The organism is Pandoraea cepalis (assembly GCF_902459625.1).
GTDB classification, from domain to species: Bacteria; Pseudomonadota; Gammaproteobacteria; order Burkholderiales; family Burkholderiaceae; genus Pandoraea; species Pandoraea cepalis.
Map to the genome: position 1 here is coordinate 389753 of NZ_CABPRY010000002.1, position 22632 is coordinate 412384.

Here is a 22632-nt window from a genome sequence, read left to right on the forward strand (position 1 = left end):
CCCATGCGGAACGCTATTTTATGAAGTCTCAAACACTTCGGGAGCAGTGGCTCCCGAATCTCCCCGGTAATGTACTTGCCGGTCTGACCACGGCGTTCGCGCTAGTGCCCGAGTGCATCGCCTTCGCGCTGGTCGCTCAAGTCAATCCGCTCATGGGCCTCTACGGGGCCTTCATCATGTGCGCGCTCACCGCCATCTTCGGCGGTCGTCCCGGCATGATCTCGGGGGCCGCCGGATCGATGGCGGTGGTCATCGTCGCACTCGTCGTCCAACACGGCGTGCAATATCTGCTGGCGACCGTCGTTCTGGGCGGCGTGCTCATGATGCTCTTCGGCCTGTTGCGTCTCGGCAAGCTGATTCGCATGGTGCCGCACCCGGTGATGATCGGTTTCGTGAATGGGCTCGCGATTGTCATCGCCATGGCGCAACTGGAACATTTCAAGCGCGCCACGCCGCAAGGCGACGTCTGGCTGCAAGGCACACCGCTGGCAATCATGTGCGCGCTGGTTGCGCTCACGATGCTGATCGTCTATGGGCTGCCACGCCTCACGAAGGCCGTGCCGCCCGCGCTCGTCGCCATCGTTGGCGTCGGGCTCTTCAGCCAAGGACTGCACCTGCCCACGCGTACGCTCGGCGACATGGCGCACATTGCCGGGACACTCCCGTCGCTCCATCTGCCGCAAGTGCCTTTCGATCTGGAGACGTTGCGGATCGTCTTCCCCTACGCTTCGCTCATGGCGATGGTCGGTTTGCTGGAGACGCTGCTCACCTTTAATCTCACCGACGAGATCACGCAAACGCGCGGCCGTCCGAATCGAGAATGCCTCGCGCTCGGCGTGTCGAATGTCGTATCTGGAATGTTCGGGGGCATGGGCGGTTGCGCCATGATCGGGCAGACCATGATTAACCTGAGTTCGGGCGGGCGCAGCCGCGTCTCGGGAGCGACGGCTGGCATCATGATCCTGCTGTTCGTGCTTTGCCTGTCACCGCTCATCGAGCGCATTCCGCTGGCCGCGCTCGTCGGGGTGATGTTCGTCGTCGCCCAGCAGACGTTCGCCTGGGGCTCACTTCGCGTACTCGGCAAAGTGCCTCGAAACGACGCTCTTGTGATCGTCGCGGTGACGGTCATCACCGTGTTCACGGATCTGGCCGTCGCGGTGATGTGTGGCATTGTTATCGCTGCACTCAATTTCGCCTGGCAGCATGCCCGCGATATTCGTGCCGAAGTGCAAGAGAACGGCGACGACGCCCGTACCTATGTGCTTCATGGCACGCTGTTCTTTGCGTCGACCGCCAATTTCCAGGACCTGTTCCAGCCGTTGTCAGATGTCCGCCGGATCGTTGTGGATTGCCGGTCGCTGCATGTGGCGGATCACTCGGCCATCGTGGCGTTCGAGACGCTCAGGGAGCGTTATCGGACGTCGGGTCGAAACGTGCGCTTCGTCAACCTTTCGTCGCGCAATCAACGCCTGCTGGAACGAGCCGGTGTGAACCTCGTCGAGGCCTGAGGCACGCTTGCGGGCTATGGCCGTCGCGCGTTACTTGAACGTGTGCAGGTAGGCCAGCAAGTCGGCCACCTTGCGCTCATTTCCGATGCCCCAGAAGCGCATCTTCGTTCCCGGCACGGTTTTGCCTGGATTGGCAATGAAGGTGGCGAGTGCCTTGTCGTCCCAGACAATGCCGGACTGCTTCATCGCCGTCGAGTAATCGTAGTCCGGCAGGCTGCCCGCGCGGCGGTTGACAACGCGGTTGAGTTGCGGGCCGAAGCCCGACGTCGCCATGGGGCCGACCGCATGGCACGACGCACAGCGTGCCGCAAACATTGCCTTGCCGGCTTCCACGTCGCCAGCGGCCATGGCGGGCGATGCGAGCGCGCTCAGCGCGCCGAGCAGCGCGAGCGTTGGCGCAACGCGGCGTCGGCGGGCGACAAGCGGGAGTGGCGCGAGTCGTACGACACGCGGGACAGCGAAGATCGGGAAAGCGGAGCGGGCAGTCATCGGAGGGCGTGCAGCCGGGGAACGGGTCGAAGGCAAGCCGCTAACTTACCGCGTTCCCTCCGGCGCGACCAGCGATTCCCGTGCGAAGGCGGTGCGACATCGTGTCGCGGCCGTCGACGCCAGGGCATCGACGGTCATTCGCCGCGGGCGGCAGCGGTCTTACGCCGCGCCCTTGATCACGCTCTCCGGCAGATCGCGACCGTGGTACTTCTTGTAGATCGCGTTGAGCTTGCCGTTCTTCAGATTGGCCTTCACCCAATTGTTGATCCAATCCTTGAGCGCCGGCTGATTCTTGTTGAGCGCGATGCCCAGATTGAATTCCGTCTGCGCGAACTTCAGTTCGAGGTTCTTGTCCGGGGCGCGCTTTTGCATCTCGCCGAGATTCGACGGCGTGCTCGAGAAGATGTCGACCTGACCGGTCACCATCGACGTAATGAGCGTCGCGTCGTCTTCGTAGCGCACGATCTGCGCGCCCTTGGCGTGTTGCGTGGTGAGCGTGTCGTTCACGGTCGCGCGCGTAAGGCCGATGCGCTTGCCGTTCAGGTCGTCATAGCCCTTGATGACCATGCTCTTGGGGCCGCCGACGATGATCGAGATGACCGCGTACGGCATCGAAAAATCGATCACCTTCTCACGCTCCGGCGAGATCGCGAGATCGGCCACCACGATATCGGCGCGGTTCGACTGCAGCGTGGGGATGCGCGCGGCGTTCGTCACGGACACAATGTCGAGCTTCACCCCCAGATCCTGTGCCAGCAGCTTGGCCGTTTCGACGTCCGAGCCCACCGGTTGCAGGTTGGCGTCGGCGTACGAGTACAGCGGCGTGCCCATGGCGATGGCGACGCGGATCTTGCCTGCCTTCTTGATGTCGTCGAGCTGGTCGGCGAGGGCAGCGTGCGCCACGGCGCCGAGCAGAGCGGCGGCGCAAGCTTGGGTGAGGAACGTCTTGAGTTTCATGCGGATGTCTCCTTGGAGTAATGGATTGTCTTGCGTGGCCGGACTACAGGCCGTTGGCGAGGAACGCGCGCAGTTCGGGCGTTTGCGGGTTGTCGAGCATGTCGCCCGGACCGACTTCCCACACCTTGCCCTGATGCATGTAGATGATCTGGTCGGCGACGCGCTTGGCGAATGCCATTTCGTGCGTGACGAGCACCATCGTCATGCCGTTCGCCGCGAGGTCTTCCATGACGCGCAGCACCTCGCCCGTGAGCTGCGGGTCGAGCGCCGACGTCACTTCGTCGAACAGCATGACCTTCGGCGACATGGCGAGCGAGCGCGCAATGGCCACGCGCTGCTGCTGGCCGCCCGAGAGTTGCTCGGGATAGCTCTCGGCTTTGTCCGACAGTCCCACCTGATCGAGCACGCGCTTGGCGACGTCTTGCGCTTCGCTGCGCGCCATGCGCTTGACGTGCCGCAGCGCGAGCATGATGTTTTCGCGCACGTTCAGGTGCGGGAACAGGTTGTAGCTCTGGAAGACGATGCCGACTTCGCGGCGCAATTGATGCAGGTCGATGTGCGGATCTTCCACGCGAATGCCGCACACTTCGATGGAGCCTTCGTCGATGGTCTCCAGACGATCGATGCAGCGCAGGGCCGTACTCTTGCCCGAGCCGCTGGCGCCGATGACCGCCACCATCTGGCCGCGCTCCACTTCGAATGACACGCCCTTGAGCACCGGGTTGTCGCCGAAGCGCTTGTGAATCTGGTTGACCTTAACGATTGCCGACATTGAGCTTGTCCTCCAGTGATGCGCTCCAGCGCGAGAGCGGGTAGCACAGCACGAAATAAAACACCCCGACCAGCGAGAACACGAGGAAGGGTTGGAAAATCGAGTTGTTGATGATCTGTCCGGCGCGCGTGAGCTCCACGAAGCCGATCACCGACGCGAGCGACGTCATCTTGATGATCTGCACCAGGAAGCCGATGGTCGGCGGCAACGACAGGCGCACCGCCTGCGGAATGATGACCAGACGCAGCGTCTGCCAGCGCGAGAGCGACAGGCACTCCGCGGCCTCCCACTGCGCCCGCGGCATCGCTTCGACGCAACCGCGCCAGATGTCGCCCAGGTAGGCGCTGGTGTACACCATCAATGCCAGCGCGGCTGCCACGATGGCCGGTAACTCGAAGCCATACACCGACAGGCCGAAGTAGACGATGAACAGCAGGATCAGCAGCGGAATGCCCTGAATCGCCTCGATGAACACTTGCGCAGGCAAGCGCAGCCACCGGCGCGGCGAGATGCGTCCGAGCATCACGACAAAGCCGCCCGCACTGCCGAGGACGAATGCGATGAGCGAGAGTACGAGTGTCCAGCCGATGGACTGCACCAGATAGTTGAAATAGGTCCAGGAAAAATTGCCCATCATGAGGCGCTCCGTTGCGCGGCGTTGGTACCGGATTTGCCTGAAGCGCCCGGCGTGCCGGCGTTGCCCGGGGCGTTCAGGCCGGCGGCGCGCGACGCGGCCGCCCGACGGCGTGCGGCCTGAGCGGTCTGCGCGGCGGCGCGTCGCACGATGCGGCGGCGCTTGAAGAAGTACTCGCCGGCGGCCCACGCCACGAGCTTGACCAGCAGCGAGAGGCACAGGTAGAGGGCGGCCACGACGATATAGGTTTCGAGCGAGCGGAACGTGTCCGACTGCACGGTATTCGCCACGGCCGTCAGTTCCTCGGCGGAAATCTGCGACGCCATGGCCGAGGCCTGCATCATCAAAATGAACTGGGTGGTCAGCGCCGGATAGACCTTTTCGATGGACGGTTGCAGCATGACGTGCCACGCGATGCGCCATTTCGGCAGCCCCAGGCACTCGGCGGCCTCGATCTGACCGCGCGGCACCGATTCGAGCCCCGCGCGAATGATCTCCGCCGCGTACGCGCCGATGTTGATCACCATCGCAATGACCGACGCGGCGAACGTCGGCATGTGTACGCCCACGCTGGCCAGGCCGAAATACAGCAGAAAGATCTGGACGAGGAACGGTGTGTTGCGCACCGCTTCGATATAGATGCCGCACAGGCGGGAGAGCCAGCGGTGGCGGCTGCGCTTGGCAAAGGCCACGAGCGTGCCGACGACGGTGCCGAGGACAACTGAAATCACCGTCATCTTCAGCGTGAGCCACGCGCCGTCCAGAAACACTGGCCAATAGGGGAGCAGCGGGGCGAAATTCAACGAGAAATGCATGGCGAGCGCCTGTCTCCGGTGACGTTCGGGGCCGACGCGCCAGGCAGTCCATCGCGGCCATGACACCCGCAATCACTGTGGTGGGTCTTTCTTGTACGTCGTCATATAAGTGATGCGATTTTGCGCATCGCGGCTCGACGTTGTCAAGAGTGGAGGATTGGGGGGATACCCTTGGCTATCGCCCTGTCGGGGCAAGGGTTAAAGGGGATTCTGGCCGGTTGGGTAAGGCGCCGCACGCGGTGTGAGGTGGCCTCAACGACGGGTTGATGAGGACGGATTTTTTCTGCGTGTCATCGTATCTCTTTCTGTCGGGGGGGGGCATCGGACAGCTGGGCAGTAGGGAGGCGCCGGGCGCGGCGGCGCGGTTCCTGGTTCTATAATCGCGCATTGCCATTCCGACCGTGACATTCAAGGCGAAATCCGATGACGCTGTCCGCGACCGCCCTCGACGAACTCGACCGTAACCTGCTCGCCCTGCTGCGGGTCAATGCGCGCGAGAGTACGGCCAACCTGGCGCGCCGTCTTGGCGTGGCGCGCACGACCGTGGTGGCCCGCCTGGCGCGGCTTGAGCAGGCGGGCGTGATCGCCGGCTATACGGTACGACTCGGGCAAGACGCCGCCGGAGGCGGGTTACAGGCCTGTGTCGGCATCAGCGTGCAACCGCGCTCCGGGCGCGACGTGCTACGGCGCCTGAACAAGATGCCCGAGATTCACCTGCTGTGCACCGTCAGCGGCGAGTTCGATTACGTGGCATGGCTGCACGCGGCGTCGGCAGACCAGCTCGACGCGCTGCTCGACACCATCGGCGAGATCGACGGCGTCACCCGGACGACAACGTCGGTCGTGCTCGCCCGCAAGATCGACCGGGGGGGCGTGCTGCCCTGAGCATCCCCCGGTAATTTTTCGTAAACGTCGGCCAAGAATCGCGCCGCGCGCCCGCCGGCGCTCGCGCGGTGCCCGAATTTCCCGTTCATCCCCGTCTTGCCTTGACTTCGTGGTTTGTCTGACGAATGCGTTAGTGCTAAAATTACTGAGAATTGTTTGCATTAACTTCTTTGTCAATCTGGAGTGTGTATGCGCGTGAAATCCCTCGTCGCCGCGGCGCTGTTCGTCGGTGCGGCCACCCTGGCGAATGCCGCCGAATTTCCCATTGGTAAGCCGCTGAATGTGGCGGGCATGGAGATCAACACGGTGTATCTCCAGCCGATCTCGATGGAACCGGCCGGCATGATGCGCGACGCTGCGAAGTCGGACATCCACCTCGAAGCGGATATTCATGCGATTGCCAAGAACCCGAACGGTTACGCCGAAGGCGACTGGATTCCCGGTCTGGAAATCACGTACAAGCTGCAAAAGATGAAGAGCGACGGCAAGACCCCCGAGGGCGCATCCATCGAAGGGTTGATGATGCCGATGGTCGCAAGCGATGGTCCGCACTACGGCGATAACGTCAAGCTGGCCGGTGTCGGCAAGTACAAGCTGACGATGGTCGTCAACGCACCGGGCACGCTGCAGGCGTTCGGCTGCAAGATGCGCGGCATGCCTGCCGCCGACGCCCATGCGTCACACGGTGGCATGGGGCCGTGGTGCTTTGGCCGTCACGTCGACAAGGAAACCGGCGTGGGTCCGTGGTTCAAGCCGGTGACCAAGGAAGTGGATTTCACTTTCTCGGGAATTGGCAAGAAGGGCGGGTACTGAGTCGCCCGCATGAATTTGACTCGGCGTTGGCCTGCGGGCCGGCGCTGTTTTCGTTTGGAGCGGAAGAATGAATCAGCGCATCGCGCGCCTGCTGGCCACGATGACAGCCGTGGTGGCGACTTTGTTCGTGCTGGCGGGGCCGTCGCTCGCTCGCGCGGACGACTTGCCAACCTTCAGGCTGGAAATGAACAACGGCAAGCTCAACCCGGCGCGCATCGAGGTGCCGGCCGGCAAGCGCATCAAGATTGAAGTGCACAACACCGGCACGAACGCTGTCGAGTTCGAGAGTCTGCAACTTCGCAAGGAAAAGGTGTTGGCACCGGGCGCGCAATCGTTCGTGGTGATCGCGCCGCTGCAGCCGGGCGAGTATAAGTTTTTCGACGATTTTCACCCGCAGGCACAAGGCGTGATCGTTGCCAGGTAAGCGGGCGGAAGTCGTTCTGGATAGTCGGTAAGACACGCATCACGAGAGGAATCAAACGATGGGTCAGGTCATGTTCATCGTCTGGCGCGAAAGCGTCGAGGCATTGCTGGTTGTCGGCATTCTCCATGCCTGGCTGGCCAACCCGGAGCACGGTGCCAGGCGCGGACTGCCTTATCTGTGGGGCGGTGTGGCGCTCGGGATTGCGGCGGCCGTGGCGCTGGGCGGCGCTCTCGTTGGTTTTACCGAGGTTCTCTCGGGCGACGCGCAGGACTACTTCCAGACGGCCATGGTGCTGGTCGCCTGCGTGCTGATCGTGCAGATGGTCTTCTGGATGAAGCGCCACGGGCGAACGCTCAAACGCGACATGGAATCGTCGCTGCGCAAGAACCAGGATCAGGGCACCTGGTGGGGCGTGCTCGTGCTGGTGGCGCTGGCCATTGCCCGCGAAGGCAGCGAGACGACCATCTTCCTGTACGGCATTGGCTTCGGCCAGCAAGGCAGCGTGCCGCCATCGATGTGGCTCGCGGTGCTGATCGGCTTCGCCCTGGCACTCGCCACGTTCTGGCTGCTGCAACTGGGCGGGAAGATCTTCTCGTGGCGCCTGTTCTTTCGCGTGACCGAAATCATGCTGCTGTTCCTCGCCGCCGGGCTGCTGGAGTCCGGGCTCGATCGCCTGATCTCGCTCGAACTGGTGCCGACGCTGGTCGATCAACTGTGGGATACCTCGGCACTGCTCGACGACACCAGCCCGTTCGGCAGTCTCGTCGCCACGTTGACCGGCTATCGCGCCCATCCGTCGGGCATGAATCTGTTGGTGTACGGCATCTATTGGCTGTTCGTCTGGGCCTTGCTCAAGCGGGCAGACGGGCCGCTCAAGCAGGCCAAGCCCGCTTGAGCGGGCCGCAGGCATCGGCGGCGCAAATCTCGCCGGTGCACGACAACGGCCTGTTTGGACAGGCCGATGCCGGCGTCACAAGCGCCCCGGCATTCGCAAGATCCGCCAGCCTGACAAGGTTGTTCTCCCGACGTACGAGTTGAGCATGAGCATCGCCATACCTGTCCCGAACCGACTGGCCCGCGCAGGGCTTTGGATGCAACGCCACGGCAAGCTGATTCGTGGCGTGCAGTGGGGCATCGTGCTCGTGTACGTGTTCCTCATCGGGGTGCCGGTCATGTTGCCGCTGCCCGACGAGACGGCGCACATCCTCAATAACCTCACGGTCTTCGCGCAGTTCACTTTCTGGGGCATCTGGTGGCCGTTCGTGCTCATCAGCATGGTCTTGATGGGCCGCGTATGGTGCGGGGTGCTGTGCCCGGAAGGCACGCTCTCGGAATTCGCGAGCCGTCACGGACGCGGTCGCGCCATTCCGCGCTGGATGCGCTGGGGCGGCTGGCCGTTCGTGGCCTTTGCGGGCACCACGCTCTACGGCCAGATGGTCAGCGTCTACCAATATCCGAAGGCCGTGTTGCTGGTGCTCGGCGGTTCCACCCTCGGTGCGATGGTGATCGGCTATTTCTACGGACGCGACAAACGCGTGTGGTGCAAGTACCTGTGCCCGGTCAACGGCGTGTTCTCGCTGCTCGCGCGTCTGGCGCCGTTCCACTTCAAGGTCGACGAAGACGCGTGGCGTCGCTCGTATCACACCAACGGCCACAAGATCATCCCGGTCAATTGCGCGCCGCTCGTGCCGCTGCGCAACATGAAGGGCGGCGCGCAATGCCATATGTGCGGGCGCTGCGCCGGGCATCGCGACGCCATCGCGCTCACGGGCCGCTCGCCGAGCGACGAGATCGTGAAGTTCGGCGCGACGGAGAACAACAGTGTGTGGGACAGCGTGCTCGTCATGTATGGCCTGCTTGGCGTGGCCATCGGCGCCTTCCACTGGACGGTGAATCCGTGGTTCGTGGCGACCAAGACAATGCTCGCCACGTGGCTCATCGACCGCGACATCATGTGGCCGTTCGCGACGAACGCGCCGTGGTTCGTCTTTACCAACTACCCGGCGCAGAGCGACGTCTTCTCGTGGCTCGACGGAGGCATGGTCGTCACGTACATCCTCGGCAACGGCCTGCTGCTGGGCTTGGCCTTCACGACGATCTTCGCGCTGGCAAACCGGGCGATGGGGCCGTGGCAGACGTCGCGATTCAATCACCTGGTGCAGTCGCTGATTCCGATTGCCGGGGCCGGGGTGTTCATCGGTCTGTCGGCCACGACGATCAGCCTGCTGCGCGCCGAGCATCTGCCGGTGTACTGGGCGAACGATGTGCGCGCTGCGATCCTCGCCGCGACCACGTTGTGGAGCCTGTGGCTTGGCTGGCGCGTGACCGGGCGGCATGCGCGCTCGCTGGGGCGGCGTCTGGCCGGAATGGCGGGTGTCGTGGCGGCACTGGCGCTGGTCAACTGGCTCTGGCTGTTGATGTTCTGGATCTGGTGACGCCCGGGGCGCGTCGATTGTCGCGCCTCAGGTCGGTGGCCTACAATGGCGCCACCGGTCTTTCTGTGTAACGCTCATGTTGCTCGCTCAACGTCTCCCGCTGTATTTCCGCCTCGTTCGTCTCGATAAGCCGATCGGCACCGTGCTGCTGCTGTGGCCAACGCTTGCGGCGCTGTGGATCGCGTCGAATGGGCATCCCGACCTCTGGCTGCTCGCGATCTTTACACTGGGCACCTTCCTCATGCGCTCGGCGGGTTGCGCCATCAACGATTACGCCGACCGCGACTTCGACAGGTACGTCAAACGCACGAAGGAGCGGCCGATCACGTCGGGACGCATTCGTGCCTGGGAAGCAGTGGCCGTGGCGGCCACGCTTGCGCTGGCGAGCTTTTTGCTGATCCTGCCGCTCAACGCGCTGACCAAGTGGCTCTCGATCCCGGCCTTGTTCGTGGCGGGCACCTATCCGTTCACCAAGCGCTTTCTGGCGATTCCGCAAGCATATCTCGGCGTGGCCTTCGGTTTCGGTATTCCAATGGCCTTCGCCGCGGTACAGGACCAGGTGCCGGTTATCGCGTGGGTGCTGCTACTCTCGAATGTGTTCTGGTCGGTCGCCTACGACACCGAATACGCGATGGTCGATCGCGACGACGATCTGAAGATCGGCATCAAGACGTCGGCGATCACGTTCGGACGCTTCGACGTATTGGCGATCATGCTCTGCTATGCCGGGGCGCTCGGCATCCAGGCGGGCGTGGGCGTGTATCTCGGCTTCGGCTGGCCGTTCTGGCTCGGCATGGCGGTGGCGGTGAGCTTCGCGATCTATCACTACTTCCTGATTCGCACACGCGAGCGCATGCCATGCTTTGCCGCGTTTCGTCACAACAACTGGCTCGGTGCCGCCGTGTTCGCAGGTATCGCCGGGCAATACTTGCTGAGCGCGCAGGCGTAGGTTTTCGCATAAGCGCAAACGTCGAAGGCGGACGTTTGCGAAAAACAAAGACGGACCGCAGGTGAACCGAACCCCGGAAGTGGGACGGTTCACCTGCGGTCCGTTTGTCTTTGCGACGGGCCGACTACGGCCGACTGTGTACTGAGGTCAGGCGTCGCCCAACTCGTCGCCAAGTTCCTTGGCGCGGGTATTGGCCGCATGCACGCCGCGCACGATAGCCGCCTTGATGGCGTCGCGCTCGAACGAGCTGAGGGCAGCAAACGTCGTACCTCCCTTGGACGTCACACGCTCGCGCAGCACGCTCGCGGGTTCGCTCGACTGCGCCGCCAGTTGCGACGCGCCGGTAAACGTGGCGATGGCCAACTGACGTGCCTGCTCGGGCGAAAAGCCCAGCTCGTTCGCGGCTTGCTCCAGCGCTTCGATGAAATAGAACACGTATGCCGGACCGCTGCCCGAGATGGCCGTCACGGCGTCGAGCTGACTTTCCTTCTCCACCCAAACGATCTGGCCGGCCGCCCCGAGCACGGTCTCGGCGCGCTTGCGCTGGTCCGAATCCACCCCCGACAAGGCTGCCAGACCCGTGATGCCCATGCCGATCAAGGCGGGTGTGTTCGGCATGCAACGCACAATCTGATTGTGGCCGCCGAGCCAACGCGCGAGATCGGACGCGCGAATGCCCGCCGCGATGCTGATCACCAATTGACCGATCAGGTGCGGCTGGAGCGCTTGTGCGACGTCCTTGAGCACTTGCGGTTTGACGGCCAGCACGATCGTGTCGTAATCGCGCAGGCGATCGTTGGGCGCGCTGGCCGTGTCGACACCGTACTGCTTGACGAGGCCGTCGCGCGTCGATTCGTTGACGTCGATCGCGAGAATGTCGCGCGGGGCCGTGCCGCGCTTGACGAGTCCGCCGATCAGGGCATTGGCCATGTTGCCGCCGCCGATGAATGCAATTCTCATAACCATCCTTTGCGTTGCGTGAGTCGTTACCGTCGTTACTTTTTGCCGCGGCGAGTCATCAAGGTGCGCTCACCGCCAGGGCACGCTGCGATCAGGCGCGTGAGCCATAATCGCGTGCGCCGAAAATCGCGGTGCCGATGCGCACCATTGTCGCACCCTCGGCAATCGCCGCCTCGAGATCGCCCGACATGCCCATCGACAGCGTGTCGAGCGGCAGACCGTCGGCGCGCAAGGCGTCGAACACATCGCGCACGGCCTTGAACGGTTTGCGCTGGCGGGCCGGATCGGCTTCAGGCTCGGGAATCGCCATCAGACCGCGCAATCGCAAATTCGGCAGCGCCGCGATGGCGTGTGCCACGGCGGGCACGTCGGCAGGCGCCACGCCGCTCTTGCTCGCTTCGCCGCTGATGTTGACCTGCAGGCACACCTGCAAGGGCGGGAGGTCTGCCGGTCGCTGCGCACTCAGGCGCTCGGCGATCTTCAGGCGGTCGACCGAATGCACCCAGTCGAAGTGTTCGGCCACCGGCCGCGTCTTGTTGCTTTGCAGTGGGCCGATGAAATGCCATTCGAGCGGTTCGCCATCGACCGTCTCACCGGACAACGCGGCGATCTTGTCGAGCGCCTCCTGCACATAGTTCTCGCCGAATGCCCGCTGGCCAGCCGCCAGGGCGTCGCGCACGGCATCGGCGCCGAAGGTCTTCGAGACGGCGAGCAAGCGAACGCTGTCCGCTGGCCGGCCGGCGGCGGTGGTGGCGCGGGCAATGCGGGAGAGCACGTCGTCGAGATGCGCGGCGATGGTCGACATGAGGCAGGGCGGAGCGTCAGTGAGGGGGTGTCTGTGGCGCGGGGGCGCGTTGCAACGGCGTTGCGGATCAACGATTATAGCCGTGCCCGCGCGCGAGGTGCTACCCGGGAAAAACGAGGTGCTACCCGCGCCGGGGTTACGGACGGGACGGCACAACGCACGCGGCACGGCGTCGGCGCGCGGCTTGTGGCAGACTGCGCGGTGCCAACCATCACTCGGAGCCAGAGATGAGCGCGAATTCACAGACCGTTTACGATTTTTCCGTCCAGACGCTCGCGGGCGAGACCGTCAGTCTGTCGCAGTATCGCGGCAAGGTGCTGCTCATCGTCAACACGGCGAGCGAGTGTGGGTTCACGCCGCAGTACGCCGGGCTGCAAACGCTGTACGAACAGCTTGGCCCGCGCGGGTTCGAAGTCCTCGCGTTCCCCTGCAATCAGTTCGGCAAGCAGGAGCCGGGCGACGCGCAAGCCATTCGCAGCTTCTGCGATCTGCGTTTTCACGTCACGTTCCCGATGTTCGCCAAGGTCGACGTCAAAGGGCCCGACGCCGCGCCGCTCTATGCCTACCTCACGCGAGAGAAGCCCGGTGTGCTAGGCACGAAGGCAATCAAATGGAATTTCACGAAGTTCCTCGTGGATGCGACGGGGCAGGTCGTGGCGCGCTATGCGCCGACGGCGAAGCCCGAGGACATTCGCGCCGATATCGAGAAACGGCTCCCCGGTTGAGCGGCGCCGTGGCCTGACCGGGTCGCCCCTGACAGACCATCGTACGGATCGGCTCAACACCCGAAGCGCTTGAGAATCTGCTTCCATTGACGCACGAGGTACCCTCGCGGCTCGGCAAGACGACCTGCTGAGTTCGCCCCCTCGCGCAGTGCAAGCTGCGCGCCGGCGTCGCTGGTCAGCGCCAGCCAGCCGGACGTCTCCACCACGTACACCTGCCCGGCACTCAGCGCGATGGCATCTCGCCAGACCTCCCCCGACAGCCAGCGCGGCGCGAGGCTGACCACCACCTGACCTCGCTGGACATGGAATACCGTGCCACGGCTCGCATACGCATGAAACGCTTGCCCACGCGCCAGCGCGAGGGGGAACGCTCGCTTGCCGGGCGTGGCGCCGTCCATGTCGGCCGGATGGGAGGGCGCACGAGAAAGGGCAACGCGTTCTCCTGGCGAGGTGGCCTCGCCGTGACTTCGCGCAAGACTGGCGTCAGGGCGCAGGGCAGACAGCGAAGGCAGTGCAGACGGCGGGGGGAAGGGGGGCTTGGCCATGTGGGACTCCGGGGCGTTGAACGGGTAAGGACAGCCTATCGGCCGCCGCGCCGCCCCGGTAGGCACACAGTTGCCCGGTTTCGCCCGCAACAGAATGGCCCCCGGCAATCTGTTACGATCAAGAATCGATGAATCTGTATCTGTTATGGTCACGTGCGATGCACGATCATCTGCGCATGGATGCCGCCACTCTCCCTCTCGCTGCCGCGGACGACACACCGCTGACGTCGGACGTTCCGACGCCCCCACCCGTGGCAGTCCCGCAGGAGCGCGTGCCCCTCTACCGCCAACTCGCGGGTCACTATCGACATGCCATCGACGCGGGTACGCTCGCGCCGGGCGACCGCATGCCGAGTGTTCGCACGTTGATGGAGCGGCATCAGGTCAGCTTGTCGACGGCGCTGCAGATGTGCCGTCACCTGGAGGCGCAGGGTCTGCTCGAGGCGCGTCCCCGCTCGGGCTACTTCGTGCGCGCACCCGCGCGGGCGAGTCTCGTACCCGTGGCGGAGCCGCGCCCGTGGATGCCCGATCTGCTGCAATACGTGGGCATCAACCAGCGTGTGTCGTCGATTCTCGCGCGAGGGCTTCAAGCGGACGTCAAGATCAACCTCGCCGTGGCCCACGGTTCGCCGTCGCTCTATCCGGTCAACGCCTTGCGCCAGGCCACGATTCGGGCGTTGCGCGATCACCCGATGCTCTATGGCACCCCGCCACCTGGCGGTGGTGAAGCCCGTTTTCGCGCGGCGATTGCGCGGCGAGCGCTGGAAGCGCGCATGAACATCAATCCCGAGGAGATCGTCGTCACGCATGGCTGTATCGAGGCGATCAATCTGGCGCTGCGTGCGGTGGCAGGCGCGGGCGACGTGGTTGCCGTCGAGTCGCCCACGTATTACGCGCTGTTGCAGACGCTGGAGAGCATGGGCATGCGCGCGCTCGAAATTCCCACGAGTCCGCAGACCGGCATTTCACTCGAAGCGCTCGAACTGGCGAGCGAGACTTACGACAACATCAAGGCGATCATCGTCGTGCCGCATTTCCAGAATCCGCTCGGGTCGGTGATGCCGGATTCGCACAAGGCACGGCTTGTGACGTGGGCGGCGTCGCGCGGGATTGCGATTATCGAAGACGACACCTATTCGGCGCTCGGCGACGACGGCAATGTACCTGCCGCCGTTCGTTCCTGGGATACGACCGGTAACGTGATTCATTGCGCATCGCTGCACAAGACGCTGGCGCCGGGCATGCGCCTGGGCTGGATCGCGGGCGGCAAGTGGCAGGGGCGCGTGGAGATGTTGAAGTACGCGCAGACGCGCCCCAACGAAGCGCTCGCGCAGATCGCGATGGGCGAGTTCATCGACTCGCCGCGCTATGACCGTCATCTCCGACATTTGCGCGCGCAGTTGCGCGAGCATCGTGCGGCGATGGCCGAAGCGATCGCGACCTACTTCCCTGCGGGCACGCGACTGACGTTGCCCGCGGGCGGATTGAGTCTGTGGGTCGAGATGCCGGGGGGTGTCAGCTCGGAGTTACTGTTCGACGCCGCGCTCGCCAAGGGGATTCGCGTAGCGCCGGGTAGCCTGTTTTCCAACTCGAGACGCTACGACCACTTCCTGCGCATCAACGGCGGGCAGCCGTTCACGCGTGAGGTCGACGTGGCGGTGCGCACGCTCGCCTCCGAGATCGCGCGATTGCTCGACACGAAGCGTTGAGCGCACCGAGCGCGAGATTGCCGGTCTTGGCGCCCCCGCGGGGGCATCCTGCTTAGAACTCCGGATACATCCGTCCCGGATTGAAGATGCCGGCGGGGTCGAACACCGACTTCAGATTGCGGTGAATGCGCATGACCGGCGCGGGCAGCGGCGTGAAGACGCTCACGCCAGATTCGCCGTAGCGGAAGAGCGTAGCGTGCCCGCCGTCCTGCCGTGCCGCCGAGCGCACGATTTGCGCGTCGGCGTCGGTGATCCACCAGCGCTGTGCGCCGCCCCACTCGATAAGTTGCTTGCCCGGCAGCCGGTGCGGCTCGGCCGTCGAAGGCACCGCCAGGCGCCACAGCGCCTGCCCCGGCCCTGCGTCGGCAAAGAAATTGTCGGTTTGCTCGCGGATGGCGTGCCAGAACTTGGCCGCATGAATGGCGTCGACCAACTCCCCGCCCATCTTTACGCGCGCGGCCTTGATCCCCGCCGACGCGCCCGCCAGACGAATCACCAGCAAGTCGTTGCGCCACGCACTGCCGGTGATCGGCAGCGGTTGCCCTCCCCATTCGTTGAGCTTGCGCACGGCGTCGATGGCGTTCATTTCGAATTGCAGCGTCAGCTCGGCGAACGGTTGCGGCAGCACCTTGAGCGACACCTCGAGAATGAGGCCCAGCGTGCCGAGCGAACCGGCGAGCATGCGCGAGACGTCGTAACCGGCGACGTTTTTCATGACCTGCCCGCCGAAGTTCAGCACATGTCCCCGACCGTCCATCAATTTGGCACCGAGCACGAAGTCGCGAACGGCACCCACGGCACTGCGGCGCGGCCCGGCAAGCCCGGCGGCCACCGCACCGCCGAGGGTCGCGCCGTGACCGAAGTAGGGCGGCTCGAACGGCAGCAACTGATTGCGTTCGGCGAGCGCCGCTTCAATGTCGGCCAGCGGCGTGCCGCAGCGGGCGGTGATGACCAGTTCCGCCGGGTCGTAGGCGACGATGCCACTGTAGTCGCGCGTGTCCAGCACGTCGCCCACGCGTTGCTGGCCGTACCACGCCTTGGTGCCGCCCCCCCGCAATTGGAGGGGCGCACGGTGCGCCGTGGCGTGCTCGATGACGGCGCGGAAGTGCTCGAGAGTGTCGTTCGTATCGGTCATCAGCTGGGTTCTGGCGGCGGTGGCAGGTCGGATTGATAAGGCCCCAGCTCGCTGCCGCAATCCTTGCAGTAGCGGGCGTCGGGGTCGTGCCCTTCGGTGTGGCACTGATGGCAGGTGCGCGTGGTGATCGCCTTCTTGCGCATTGCCGAATGAATTTCGGCCCCCATGATGCCGGTGGGAATCGCAATCACGCTGTAGCCCAGCAACATCACGAAGCCGGTGATCGCCTTGCCCAGTGCGGTGACGGGCACTACGTCGCCATAGCCAGTGGTCGTGAGCGTGACGATGGCCCAGTAGATGCCGACAGGAATGCTCGTGAAGCCATGCTCCGGCCCCTCGATGATATGCATGAGCGTGCCGAAGATCACTACGATAATCGAGATGAACCCGAGAAACACGAGGATCTTGCGGCGCGCGTTGTAGAGCGCAATGCTGAGCACGCCGGCTTCGTTCACATACGCCGTGAGCTTGAGAATCCGGAATGCGCGCATCAGGCGCAGCAGGCGTACGTCGATCAGGCCGTGCAGCTCGGGCACCAGAATCGCCAGGTAGGTCGGCAGGATCGCGAGCAGGTCGATGACGCCATAGAAGGACAGCGCGTAACGCAGCGGCCGGTGCGCACTGAGCAGCCGCGCCAGATACTCGGCCGTGAAGAGCAGCGTGAAGAACCACTCGAGGATCGCCATCGGCAGCGCCGCCGTGGCTTGAACGGCCGGCACGCTCGACACGATGACCGTGAGTACCGACAGCACGATGGCGATGAGCAGCGCAATGTCGAAGAGCCGCCCTTCGCGCGTGTCGGCCTCGAAGATGATGATGTAGAGCCGCTGCCGCCAATCGTGTGGCAGCCATTCCGACAGCGCTCGCATGTCAGAACCTCGGCAGGTCGGGATGCGGTAAAAGACCGCCGCGCACATGCAGCTTGCCGTATTCGGCGCAACGCGCGCGCGTGGGTATCCCCTTGTCGGGATTGAGCAGCCCGACCGGATCGAAGGCGCGCTTCACCCCGAAGAACGCGTCGCGCTCGTCGGGCGAGAACTGGACGCACATCGAGTTGATCTTCTCGATGCCCACGCCGTGCTCACCTGTGATCGTGCCGCCGAGTTCGACACAGGCTTCGAGAATGTCACTGCCGAACGCCTCGGCGCGGTGCCACTCGTCGAGGTCGTTGCCGTTGAAAAGAATGAGCGGATGCATATTGCCGTCTCCCGCGTGAAAGACGTTAATACAGCGCAATCCGTACTGTTGTTCCAGACCTTCGATGCGTTTGAGCAAGGTCCCAATCGCACGGCGCGGAATCGTGCCGTCCATGCAGTAATAGTCCGGCGATATGCGCCCGGCCGCGGGGAATGCGTTCTTGCGTCCCGACCAGAAGCGCAGACGCTCTTCTTCGCTGCGGGAAATCTGCAGCCGTGTCGCGCCCGACGTGCGCAGCACGTGGGAGATGCGCATGATTTCCTCGGCGACTTCTTCCGGTGTGCCATCCGACTCGCACAACAGGATGGCGGCCGCTTCAAGGTCGTAACCGGCGTGGACAAACGACTCGACGGCCTGGGTGGCCGGCTTGTCCATCATTTCCAGGCCCGCCGGGATGATGCCCGCCGCGATGATCGCGGCCACGGCGTTGCCACCAGTCTCCACGTCGTCGAAGCTCGCCATGATGATCTGTGCCGTCTGCGCCTTGGGCACCAGCTTGACGGTGATTTCGGTGACCACGCCGAACATGCCCTCACTGCCGATGAAGACCGACAGCAGATCGAGCCCCGGCGAATCGGGGCCGAGCGAGCCGAATTCGATGGCCTCGCCGGACATCGTGATGGCGCGCACGCGCAGCACGTTGTGCACGGTCAACCCGTACTTCAGGCAGTGCACGCCGCCGGAATTCTCCGCGATGTTGCCGCCGATGGTGCAGGCGATCTGCGACGACGGATCAGGCGCGTAATACAGGCCATAAGGTGCGGCGGCTTCCGAGATCGCCAGATTGCGAACGCCTGGCTGCACCGTGGCAGTACGCGCATAGGGATCGACTTCGACGATCTTCTTGAACTTGGCGAGCGAGAGCACCAGGCCGTCGGAGATGGGCATCGCCCCGCCGGACAGGCTGGTGCCCGCGCCGCGTGGCACGACTGGGATGCCGAGCTGATGGCACGCCTGCAGAATGCGCTGCACCTGCGATTCGGACTCGGGCAGCACGACGGCGAGCGGCACGCGACGATACGCCGCGAGACCGTCGCACTCGTAAGGTGTGGTGTCTTCGCGTCGATGCAGAATGCAATGCGGCGGCAGGATCTGCGCGAGCGCATCGAGCAAGTGACGCTGTCGCGTGTTCAGGGCGTCGGCGTTCTCGGTCGCGGCACCCGCCGGAAGCGGGCCGGATTGACCTTGCGGGGTGGCGGGGGCGTTCATGCGACGTTCAGATCGCCGGGTGCAGCTGGAAAATCTTGCCCGGATTGAGCAGATTGTGCGGATCGAGCGAAGTCTTGATCGCCCGCATGACGTCGATCGCGCCTTCGCCATGCTCGGTCACGAGGAAGCCCATCTTGTGCAGGCCCACGCCATGTTCGCCAGTGCATGTGCCGCCCATGCGAATCGCTCGCTCGACGATACGCTGGTTGAGCCGCTCGGCCTCCTCGATCTCTTCAGGCTTGGCCGGGTCAATGAGGATCGCGACGTGGAAATTGCCATCGCCCACGTGACCCACGATCGGGCAGGGCAAGCTCGATGCTCGCAGGTCTTGCTCGGTTTCGCCCACACACTCGGCCAGACGCGAGATCGGCACACAAACGTCCGTGGTCACCGCGCGGCAGCCTGGCCTGAGTTGCAGCATTGCGAAGTACGCGCTATGCCGCGCGCTCCACAGACGGTTGCGGTCTTCCGTGCGGGTGGCCCATTCGAAACCGGTACCGCCGTTGTCCTTGGCGAGTTCCTCGACGGTTTGCGCTTGCTCCTTCACGCCCGCATCGCTGCCGTGAAATTCGAAGAACAGCGTTTGGGTCTCGGGCAACGTCAGCTTGGAATGCTTGTTGATGGCGCGCACGGCCAGCGCATCGACGAACTCGACGCGAGCGACCGGCACACCCAGCTGAATCGTCTGAATGACGCAGTTCACGGCATCCGTCATGGTGGCGAACGCACAGATCGCCGCCGACACGGCCTCGGGCTGCGGATACAGACGCACCGTCGCCTCGGTAATGATGCCCAGCGTGCCTTCGCTGCCGACGAACAGGCGCGTCAGGTCGTAGCCGGCCGAGGACTTGCGGGCGCGCGTGCCGGTGTGGATCACGCGGCCGTCCGCGAGCACGACAGTCAATGCCAGCACGTTCTCGCGCATCGTGCCGTAGCGTACGGCGTTGGTGCCCGACGCGCGCGTGGCGCACATGCCGCCAATGCTGGCGTCGGCACCCGGGTCGATCGGGAAGAACAGGCCGGTGTCGCGCAGTGCTTCATTGAGCGCCTTGCGCGAAATGCCCGGCTGCGTGGTGACGGTCAGGTCTTCGGCGTTGATCGAGACGACCTGATTCATTTCCGAGAGGTCGAGCGACAGGCCGCCCTCGACCGCGAGCAGGTGACCTTCCAGCGACGAGCCCGCGCCGTACGGAATGATGGGGACGTTGTATTTGGCGCATAGCTTGACGATCTGCGACACCTCGTCGGTGCTATGCGCGAAGGCGACGGCATCGGGCAGCATGGGGTCGAACGGAGACTCGTCCCGGCCGTGATGTTCGCGCAGCGCCGCTTGCGTGCTTACGCGCTCGCCCAGCAGTGCTTGGAGCTCGGTGAGCAGCACGTCGGGGAACGCCCGCTTGGCGGCGAACGGCAGGTGGGGATGATTCACGGCTTTCTCCTTCGGGTCTCCGGGCGGCCAGCGCCGGTCGGCGGTGGCAGGCTCCAAATCGGTGGCGGGGTCTCGGGCATGGGGTGGGACGACAATACTTCGGTGCACATGCCCTGACGCCTTATGAGCGGGGATTTTACGCTGTGGCGGCGTTTTTCCCCACCCTTTGCGTCATATCATACGGACTTGCCGCCAATGCGCGCCATCGGAATCGCCCGAAAAGTGGCCATCCGGGGCCTGCGCGGCGCATTTCAATCGATGAAGGCAAGTGGCCCCCGCAGCCGGATTGCGTGCTGGCGGGGAAAGCGGTGCCGCAAGGGGCAGAGAGCAGAAGATGGGGAATCGTTTGAGCAAGATCGTCACGCGCACGGGCGACGGCGGCAAGACCGGCCTCGGGGACGGCGCGCGCGTGGACAAGTTCAGCCCGCGTATCGTCGCCATCGGCGAGATCGATGAGACCAATTCGCACCTTGGGGTGCTGCTGTGTGAAGACTTGCCGCCGGACGTGCGCGCCGTGCTTCTCGACATTCAGCACGATCTGTTCGATCTCGGCGGAGAACTGAGCATGCCACGTCACACGCTGATCGGCGATGCCCAGGTGGCCAGGCTCGACGCCTGGCTGGCGCATTACAACGCCGATCTGCCGCCGCTCAAGGAGTTCATCCTGCCGGGCGGCACGCGCGCGGCAGCGCTGGCGCACGTGGTCCGGACCGTTGCGCGAAGGGCGGAGCGGGCCATGGTGGCGCTGGGCGTCGAGGAGACGGTGGCCCCCGCACCGCGTCAGTACGTCAATCGCCTGTCCGACCTGATGTTCGTCCTTTCCCGAGTGCTCAATCGGGCCGGTGGCGGCACTGACGTGCTGTGGCGGCGCGATCGGTCCGAAGGCAAGGCATAACCACGACGCGACCGGCCGACCGCGCCCCAGGCCCGCGGGAATTCGCGGGGAGGGTGGAGCGGCGGGGAGCGCGGGGAGGCGGGCAGAGCGGGCGGCCACCGGCCGCCCGCCCCATCAATTACCTGCGCCGCGTGCCAGACGGCGAGCCCGCACGGCATCGGCCAGCGTATCGAGCACCTTCAGGCTGTCTTCCCAGTCGATGCAGGCATCGGTGATGCTCTGGCCGTAGGTCAGGGGCTTGCCGGGCACATGGTCCTGACGCCCGGCCACGAGGTTCGACTCGACCATCACACCGATGATCCGGTCGTCGCCGCCGGCGATCTGGCGGGCGATGTCCTCGCAGACCGGGATCTGGTTTTCATGCTTCTTCTGGCTGTTGGCGTGCGATGCGTCGATCATCACGCGCGCGGCCAGGCCCGACTTGGCGATGTCGTCGCAGGCGGTCTGCACGCTGGCGGCGTCGTAGTTCGGCGTCTTGCCGCCCCGCAGGATCAGATGGCAGTCTTCGTTACCCGCGGTCGACACGATGGCCGAATGGCCGCCCTTCGTCACCGACAGGAAATGGTGCGGCTGCGACGCGGCCTTGATCGCGTCGACGGCAATCTTCACGTTGCCGTCGGTGCCGTTCTTGAACCCGACCGGGCACGACAGGCCCGATGCCAGTTCGCGGTGCACCTGCGATTCGGTCGTGCGCGCGCCAATGGCGCCCCATGACACGAGATCCGCGATGTACTGCGGGCTGATCATGTCGAGGTACTCGGTGCCGGCGGGCAGCCCCAGTTCGTTGATCTGGGCGAGCAGGTCGCGTGCGAGGCGCAAACCGTCGTTGATCTTGAAGCTGTTGTCCATGTGCGGGTCGTTGATCAGACCCTTCCAGCCCACCGTCGTGCGCGGCTTCTCGAAGTACACGCGCATTACGATTTCGAGTTCGCCTTTCAGGCGTTCGCGCTGTTCGACCAGGCGCGCGGCGTATTCCATCGCGGCTTTCGGATCGTGGATCGAGCAGGGGCCGATGATGACGACGAGACGGTCTTCCATGCCGTGCAGCACGCGGTGGATGGCGCCGCGCGAGCGATGGATGAGGTCCGCGCTCTTGTCCGAGCATGGGTATTCGCGAATCAGATGCGCCGGCGGCGTCAGTTCCTTGAGTTCGCGAATACGGACATCATCGGTGTTGTGGGGAGGCATGGCATTTCTCCTGCGCAGTTCGAACTGCGGTTCGTTTCTCGGGATTCGGGTCAAAAAAAAACCGCCAGACTGTCTGGCGGTTTTTCAGGATTCGTTTCGGTGCTTACTGCTGCAACTGCCCCTCTCCTTCCGCCAGCGGTGTGAGAATCGCAAA

The 22632-nt window shown here is 64.4% G+C and carries 23 protein-coding genes; 10 read left to right on the forward strand and 13 right to left on the reverse strand.

Annotated features, from left to right (window positions below):
• The first annotated feature begins 20 nt into the window (after positions 1-20).
• Complete coding sequence (locus tag PCE31107_RS06670) at positions 21-1508, forward strand: SulP family inorganic anion transporter (protein ID WP_150607316.1); 1488 nt, start codon at positions 21-23, stop codon at positions 1506-1508.
• A 30-nt stretch (positions 1509-1538) separates the two neighbouring features.
• Here PCE31107_RS06670 and PCE31107_RS23785 read toward each other — a convergent pair whose 3' ends face one another.
• The 5 genes from PCE31107_RS23785 to PCE31107_RS06695 all read right to left on the reverse strand — a co-directional run bounded on the left by PCE31107_RS23785 (position 1539) and on the right by PCE31107_RS06695 (position 5175).
• Positions 1539-1997 carry a c-type cytochrome gene (locus PCE31107_RS23785; RefSeq protein WP_281352557.1) on the reverse strand — a complete coding sequence of 153 codons (459 nt, stop codon included), beginning with the start codon at positions 1995-1997 and terminating at the stop codon, positions 1539-1541.
• 159 nt (positions 1998-2156) lie between these two features.
• On the reverse strand, positions 2157-2954 hold the full coding sequence (locus PCE31107_RS06680) for a transporter substrate-binding domain-containing protein (RefSeq protein ID WP_150607318.1): 798 nt from the start codon (positions 2952-2954) through the stop codon (positions 2157-2159).
• A 43-nt stretch (positions 2955-2997) separates the two neighbouring features.
• On the reverse strand, positions 2998-3726 hold the full coding sequence (locus PCE31107_RS06685) for an amino acid ABC transporter ATP-binding protein (protein WP_017232990.1): 729 nt from the start codon (positions 3724-3726) through the stop codon (positions 2998-3000).
• A complete protein-coding gene (locus tag PCE31107_RS06690) occupies positions 3710-4363 on the reverse strand; it encodes an amino acid ABC transporter permease (protein WP_017232991.1) in 654 nt (217 codons plus the stop codon). The genes PCE31107_RS06685 and PCE31107_RS06690 overlap by 17 nt, the downstream gene beginning before the upstream one ends.
• Complete coding sequence (locus tag PCE31107_RS06695; RefSeq protein ID WP_130026905.1) at positions 4360-5175, reverse strand: amino acid ABC transporter permease; 816 nt, start codon at positions 5173-5175, stop codon at positions 4360-4362. Before PCE31107_RS06695 ends, PCE31107_RS06690 begins: the two co-directional genes overlap by 4 nt.
• A gap of 423 nt (positions 5176-5598) precedes the next feature.
• Here PCE31107_RS06695 and PCE31107_RS06700 point away from each other — a divergent pair, with 423 nt between their 5' ends.
• The 6 genes from PCE31107_RS06700 to ubiA all read left to right on the forward strand — a co-directional run bounded on the left by PCE31107_RS06700 (position 5599) and on the right by ubiA (position 10681).
• Entirely contained in the window at positions 5599-6060 is a 462-nt protein-coding gene (locus tag PCE31107_RS06700) for an Lrp/AsnC family transcriptional regulator (protein ID WP_017235837.1), read from the forward strand.
• Positions 6061-6249: 189 nt separating this feature from the next.
• Positions 6250-6873, forward strand: coding sequence for an iron transporter (locus PCE31107_RS06705; RefSeq protein ID WP_150607320.1), 624 nt, complete (start codon positions 6250-6252; stop codon positions 6871-6873).
• A gap of 100 nt (positions 6874-6973) precedes the next feature.
• Entirely contained in the window at positions 6974-7297 is a 324-nt protein-coding gene (locus PCE31107_RS06710; RefSeq protein ID WP_246181757.1) for a cupredoxin domain-containing protein, read from the forward strand.
• Positions 7298-7355: 58 nt separating this feature from the next.
• Positions 7356-8192 (forward strand): FTR1 family iron permease, encoded by an 837-nt coding sequence (locus tag PCE31107_RS06715; protein WP_130026901.1) that lies wholly within the window; start codon positions 7356-7358, stop codon positions 8190-8192.
• A 196-nt stretch (positions 8193-8388) separates the two neighbouring features.
• A complete protein-coding gene (locus PCE31107_RS06720; protein WP_130027952.1) occupies positions 8389-9732 on the forward strand; it encodes a 4Fe-4S binding protein in 1344 nt (447 codons plus the stop codon).
• Between the two features lie 76 nt (positions 9733-9808).
• Complete coding sequence (ubiA, locus tag PCE31107_RS06725; RefSeq protein ID WP_150607324.1) at positions 9809-10681, forward strand: 4-hydroxybenzoate octaprenyltransferase; 873 nt, start codon at positions 9809-9811, stop codon at positions 10679-10681.
• Positions 10682-10828: 147 nt separating this feature from the next.
• Here ubiA and proC read toward each other — a convergent pair whose 3' ends face one another.
• The gene (gene proC, locus PCE31107_RS06730; protein WP_017235831.1) at positions 10829-11641 is read right to left on the reverse strand and encodes a pyrroline-5-carboxylate reductase; all 813 of its coding nucleotides are present in this window, start codon (positions 11639-11641) and stop codon (positions 10829-10831) included.
• A gap of 91 nt (positions 11642-11732) precedes the next feature.
• Complete coding sequence (locus tag PCE31107_RS06735) at positions 11733-12446, reverse strand: YggS family pyridoxal phosphate-dependent enzyme (protein ID WP_130026899.1); 714 nt, start codon at positions 12444-12446, stop codon at positions 11733-11735.
• Positions 12447-12673: 227 nt separating this feature from the next.
• On the opposite strand from PCE31107_RS06735, the gene PCE31107_RS06740 reads away from it, so the two are divergent.
• Positions 12674-13171, forward strand: coding sequence for a glutathione peroxidase (locus tag PCE31107_RS06740; RefSeq protein WP_150607326.1), 498 nt, complete (start codon positions 12674-12676; stop codon positions 13169-13171).
• A 53-nt stretch (positions 13172-13224) separates the two neighbouring features.
• Here the strand turns inward: PCE31107_RS06740 and PCE31107_RS06745 are convergent, their stop codons facing one another.
• Positions 13225-13716, reverse strand: a complete 492-nt coding sequence (locus PCE31107_RS06745; protein WP_150607328.1) for a hypothetical protein — start codon at positions 13714-13716, stop codon at positions 13225-13227.
• Between the two features lie 128 nt (positions 13717-13844).
• Between PCE31107_RS06745 and PCE31107_RS06750 the strand changes: the two genes are divergently transcribed.
• The gene (locus PCE31107_RS06750; RefSeq protein WP_246181740.1) at positions 13845-15425 is read left to right on the forward strand and encodes an aminotransferase-like domain-containing protein; all 1581 of its coding nucleotides are present in this window, start codon (positions 13845-13847) and stop codon (positions 15423-15425) included.
• Positions 15426-15477: 52 nt separating this feature from the next.
• Here PCE31107_RS06750 and glcE read toward each other — a convergent pair whose 3' ends face one another.
• The 4 genes from glcE to PCE31107_RS06770 are packed head-to-tail and all read right to left on the reverse strand — an operon-like array spanning position 15478 to position 20395.
• Complete coding sequence (gene glcE, locus PCE31107_RS06755) at positions 15478-16560, reverse strand: glycolate oxidase subunit GlcE (protein WP_150607330.1); 1083 nt, start codon at positions 16558-16560, stop codon at positions 15478-15480.
• Entirely contained in the window at positions 16560-17429 is an 870-nt protein-coding gene (locus PCE31107_RS06760; RefSeq protein WP_130026895.1) for an ion transporter, read from the reverse strand. The genes glcE and PCE31107_RS06760 overlap by 1 nt, the downstream gene beginning before the upstream one ends.
• Before the next feature lies 1 nt (position 17430).
• Positions 17431-18966, reverse strand: a complete 1536-nt coding sequence (locus tag PCE31107_RS06765; protein WP_246181741.1) for an FAD-linked oxidase C-terminal domain-containing protein — start codon at positions 18964-18966, stop codon at positions 17431-17433.
• 7 nt (positions 18967-18973) lie between these two features.
• Positions 18974-20395: an FAD-binding oxidoreductase gene (locus PCE31107_RS06770; protein ID WP_150607332.1), complete on the reverse strand. Its 1422-nt coding sequence runs from the start codon at positions 20393-20395 to the stop codon at positions 18974-18976.
• Between the two features lie 334 nt (positions 20396-20729).
• Between PCE31107_RS06770 and PCE31107_RS06775 the strand changes: the two genes are divergently transcribed.
• Complete coding sequence (locus PCE31107_RS06775; RefSeq protein ID WP_150607334.1) at positions 20730-21290, forward strand: cob(I)yrinic acid a,c-diamide adenosyltransferase; 561 nt, start codon at positions 20730-20732, stop codon at positions 21288-21290.
• A 114-nt stretch (positions 21291-21404) separates the two neighbouring features.
• On the opposite strand, the gene aroG is transcribed toward PCE31107_RS06775, so the two are convergent.
• Positions 21405-22478 (reverse strand): 3-deoxy-7-phosphoheptulonate synthase AroG, encoded by a 1074-nt coding sequence (gene aroG, locus PCE31107_RS06780; RefSeq protein WP_017235820.1) that lies wholly within the window; start codon positions 22476-22478, stop codon positions 21405-21407.
• Positions 22479-22632 lie beyond the last annotated feature (154 nt).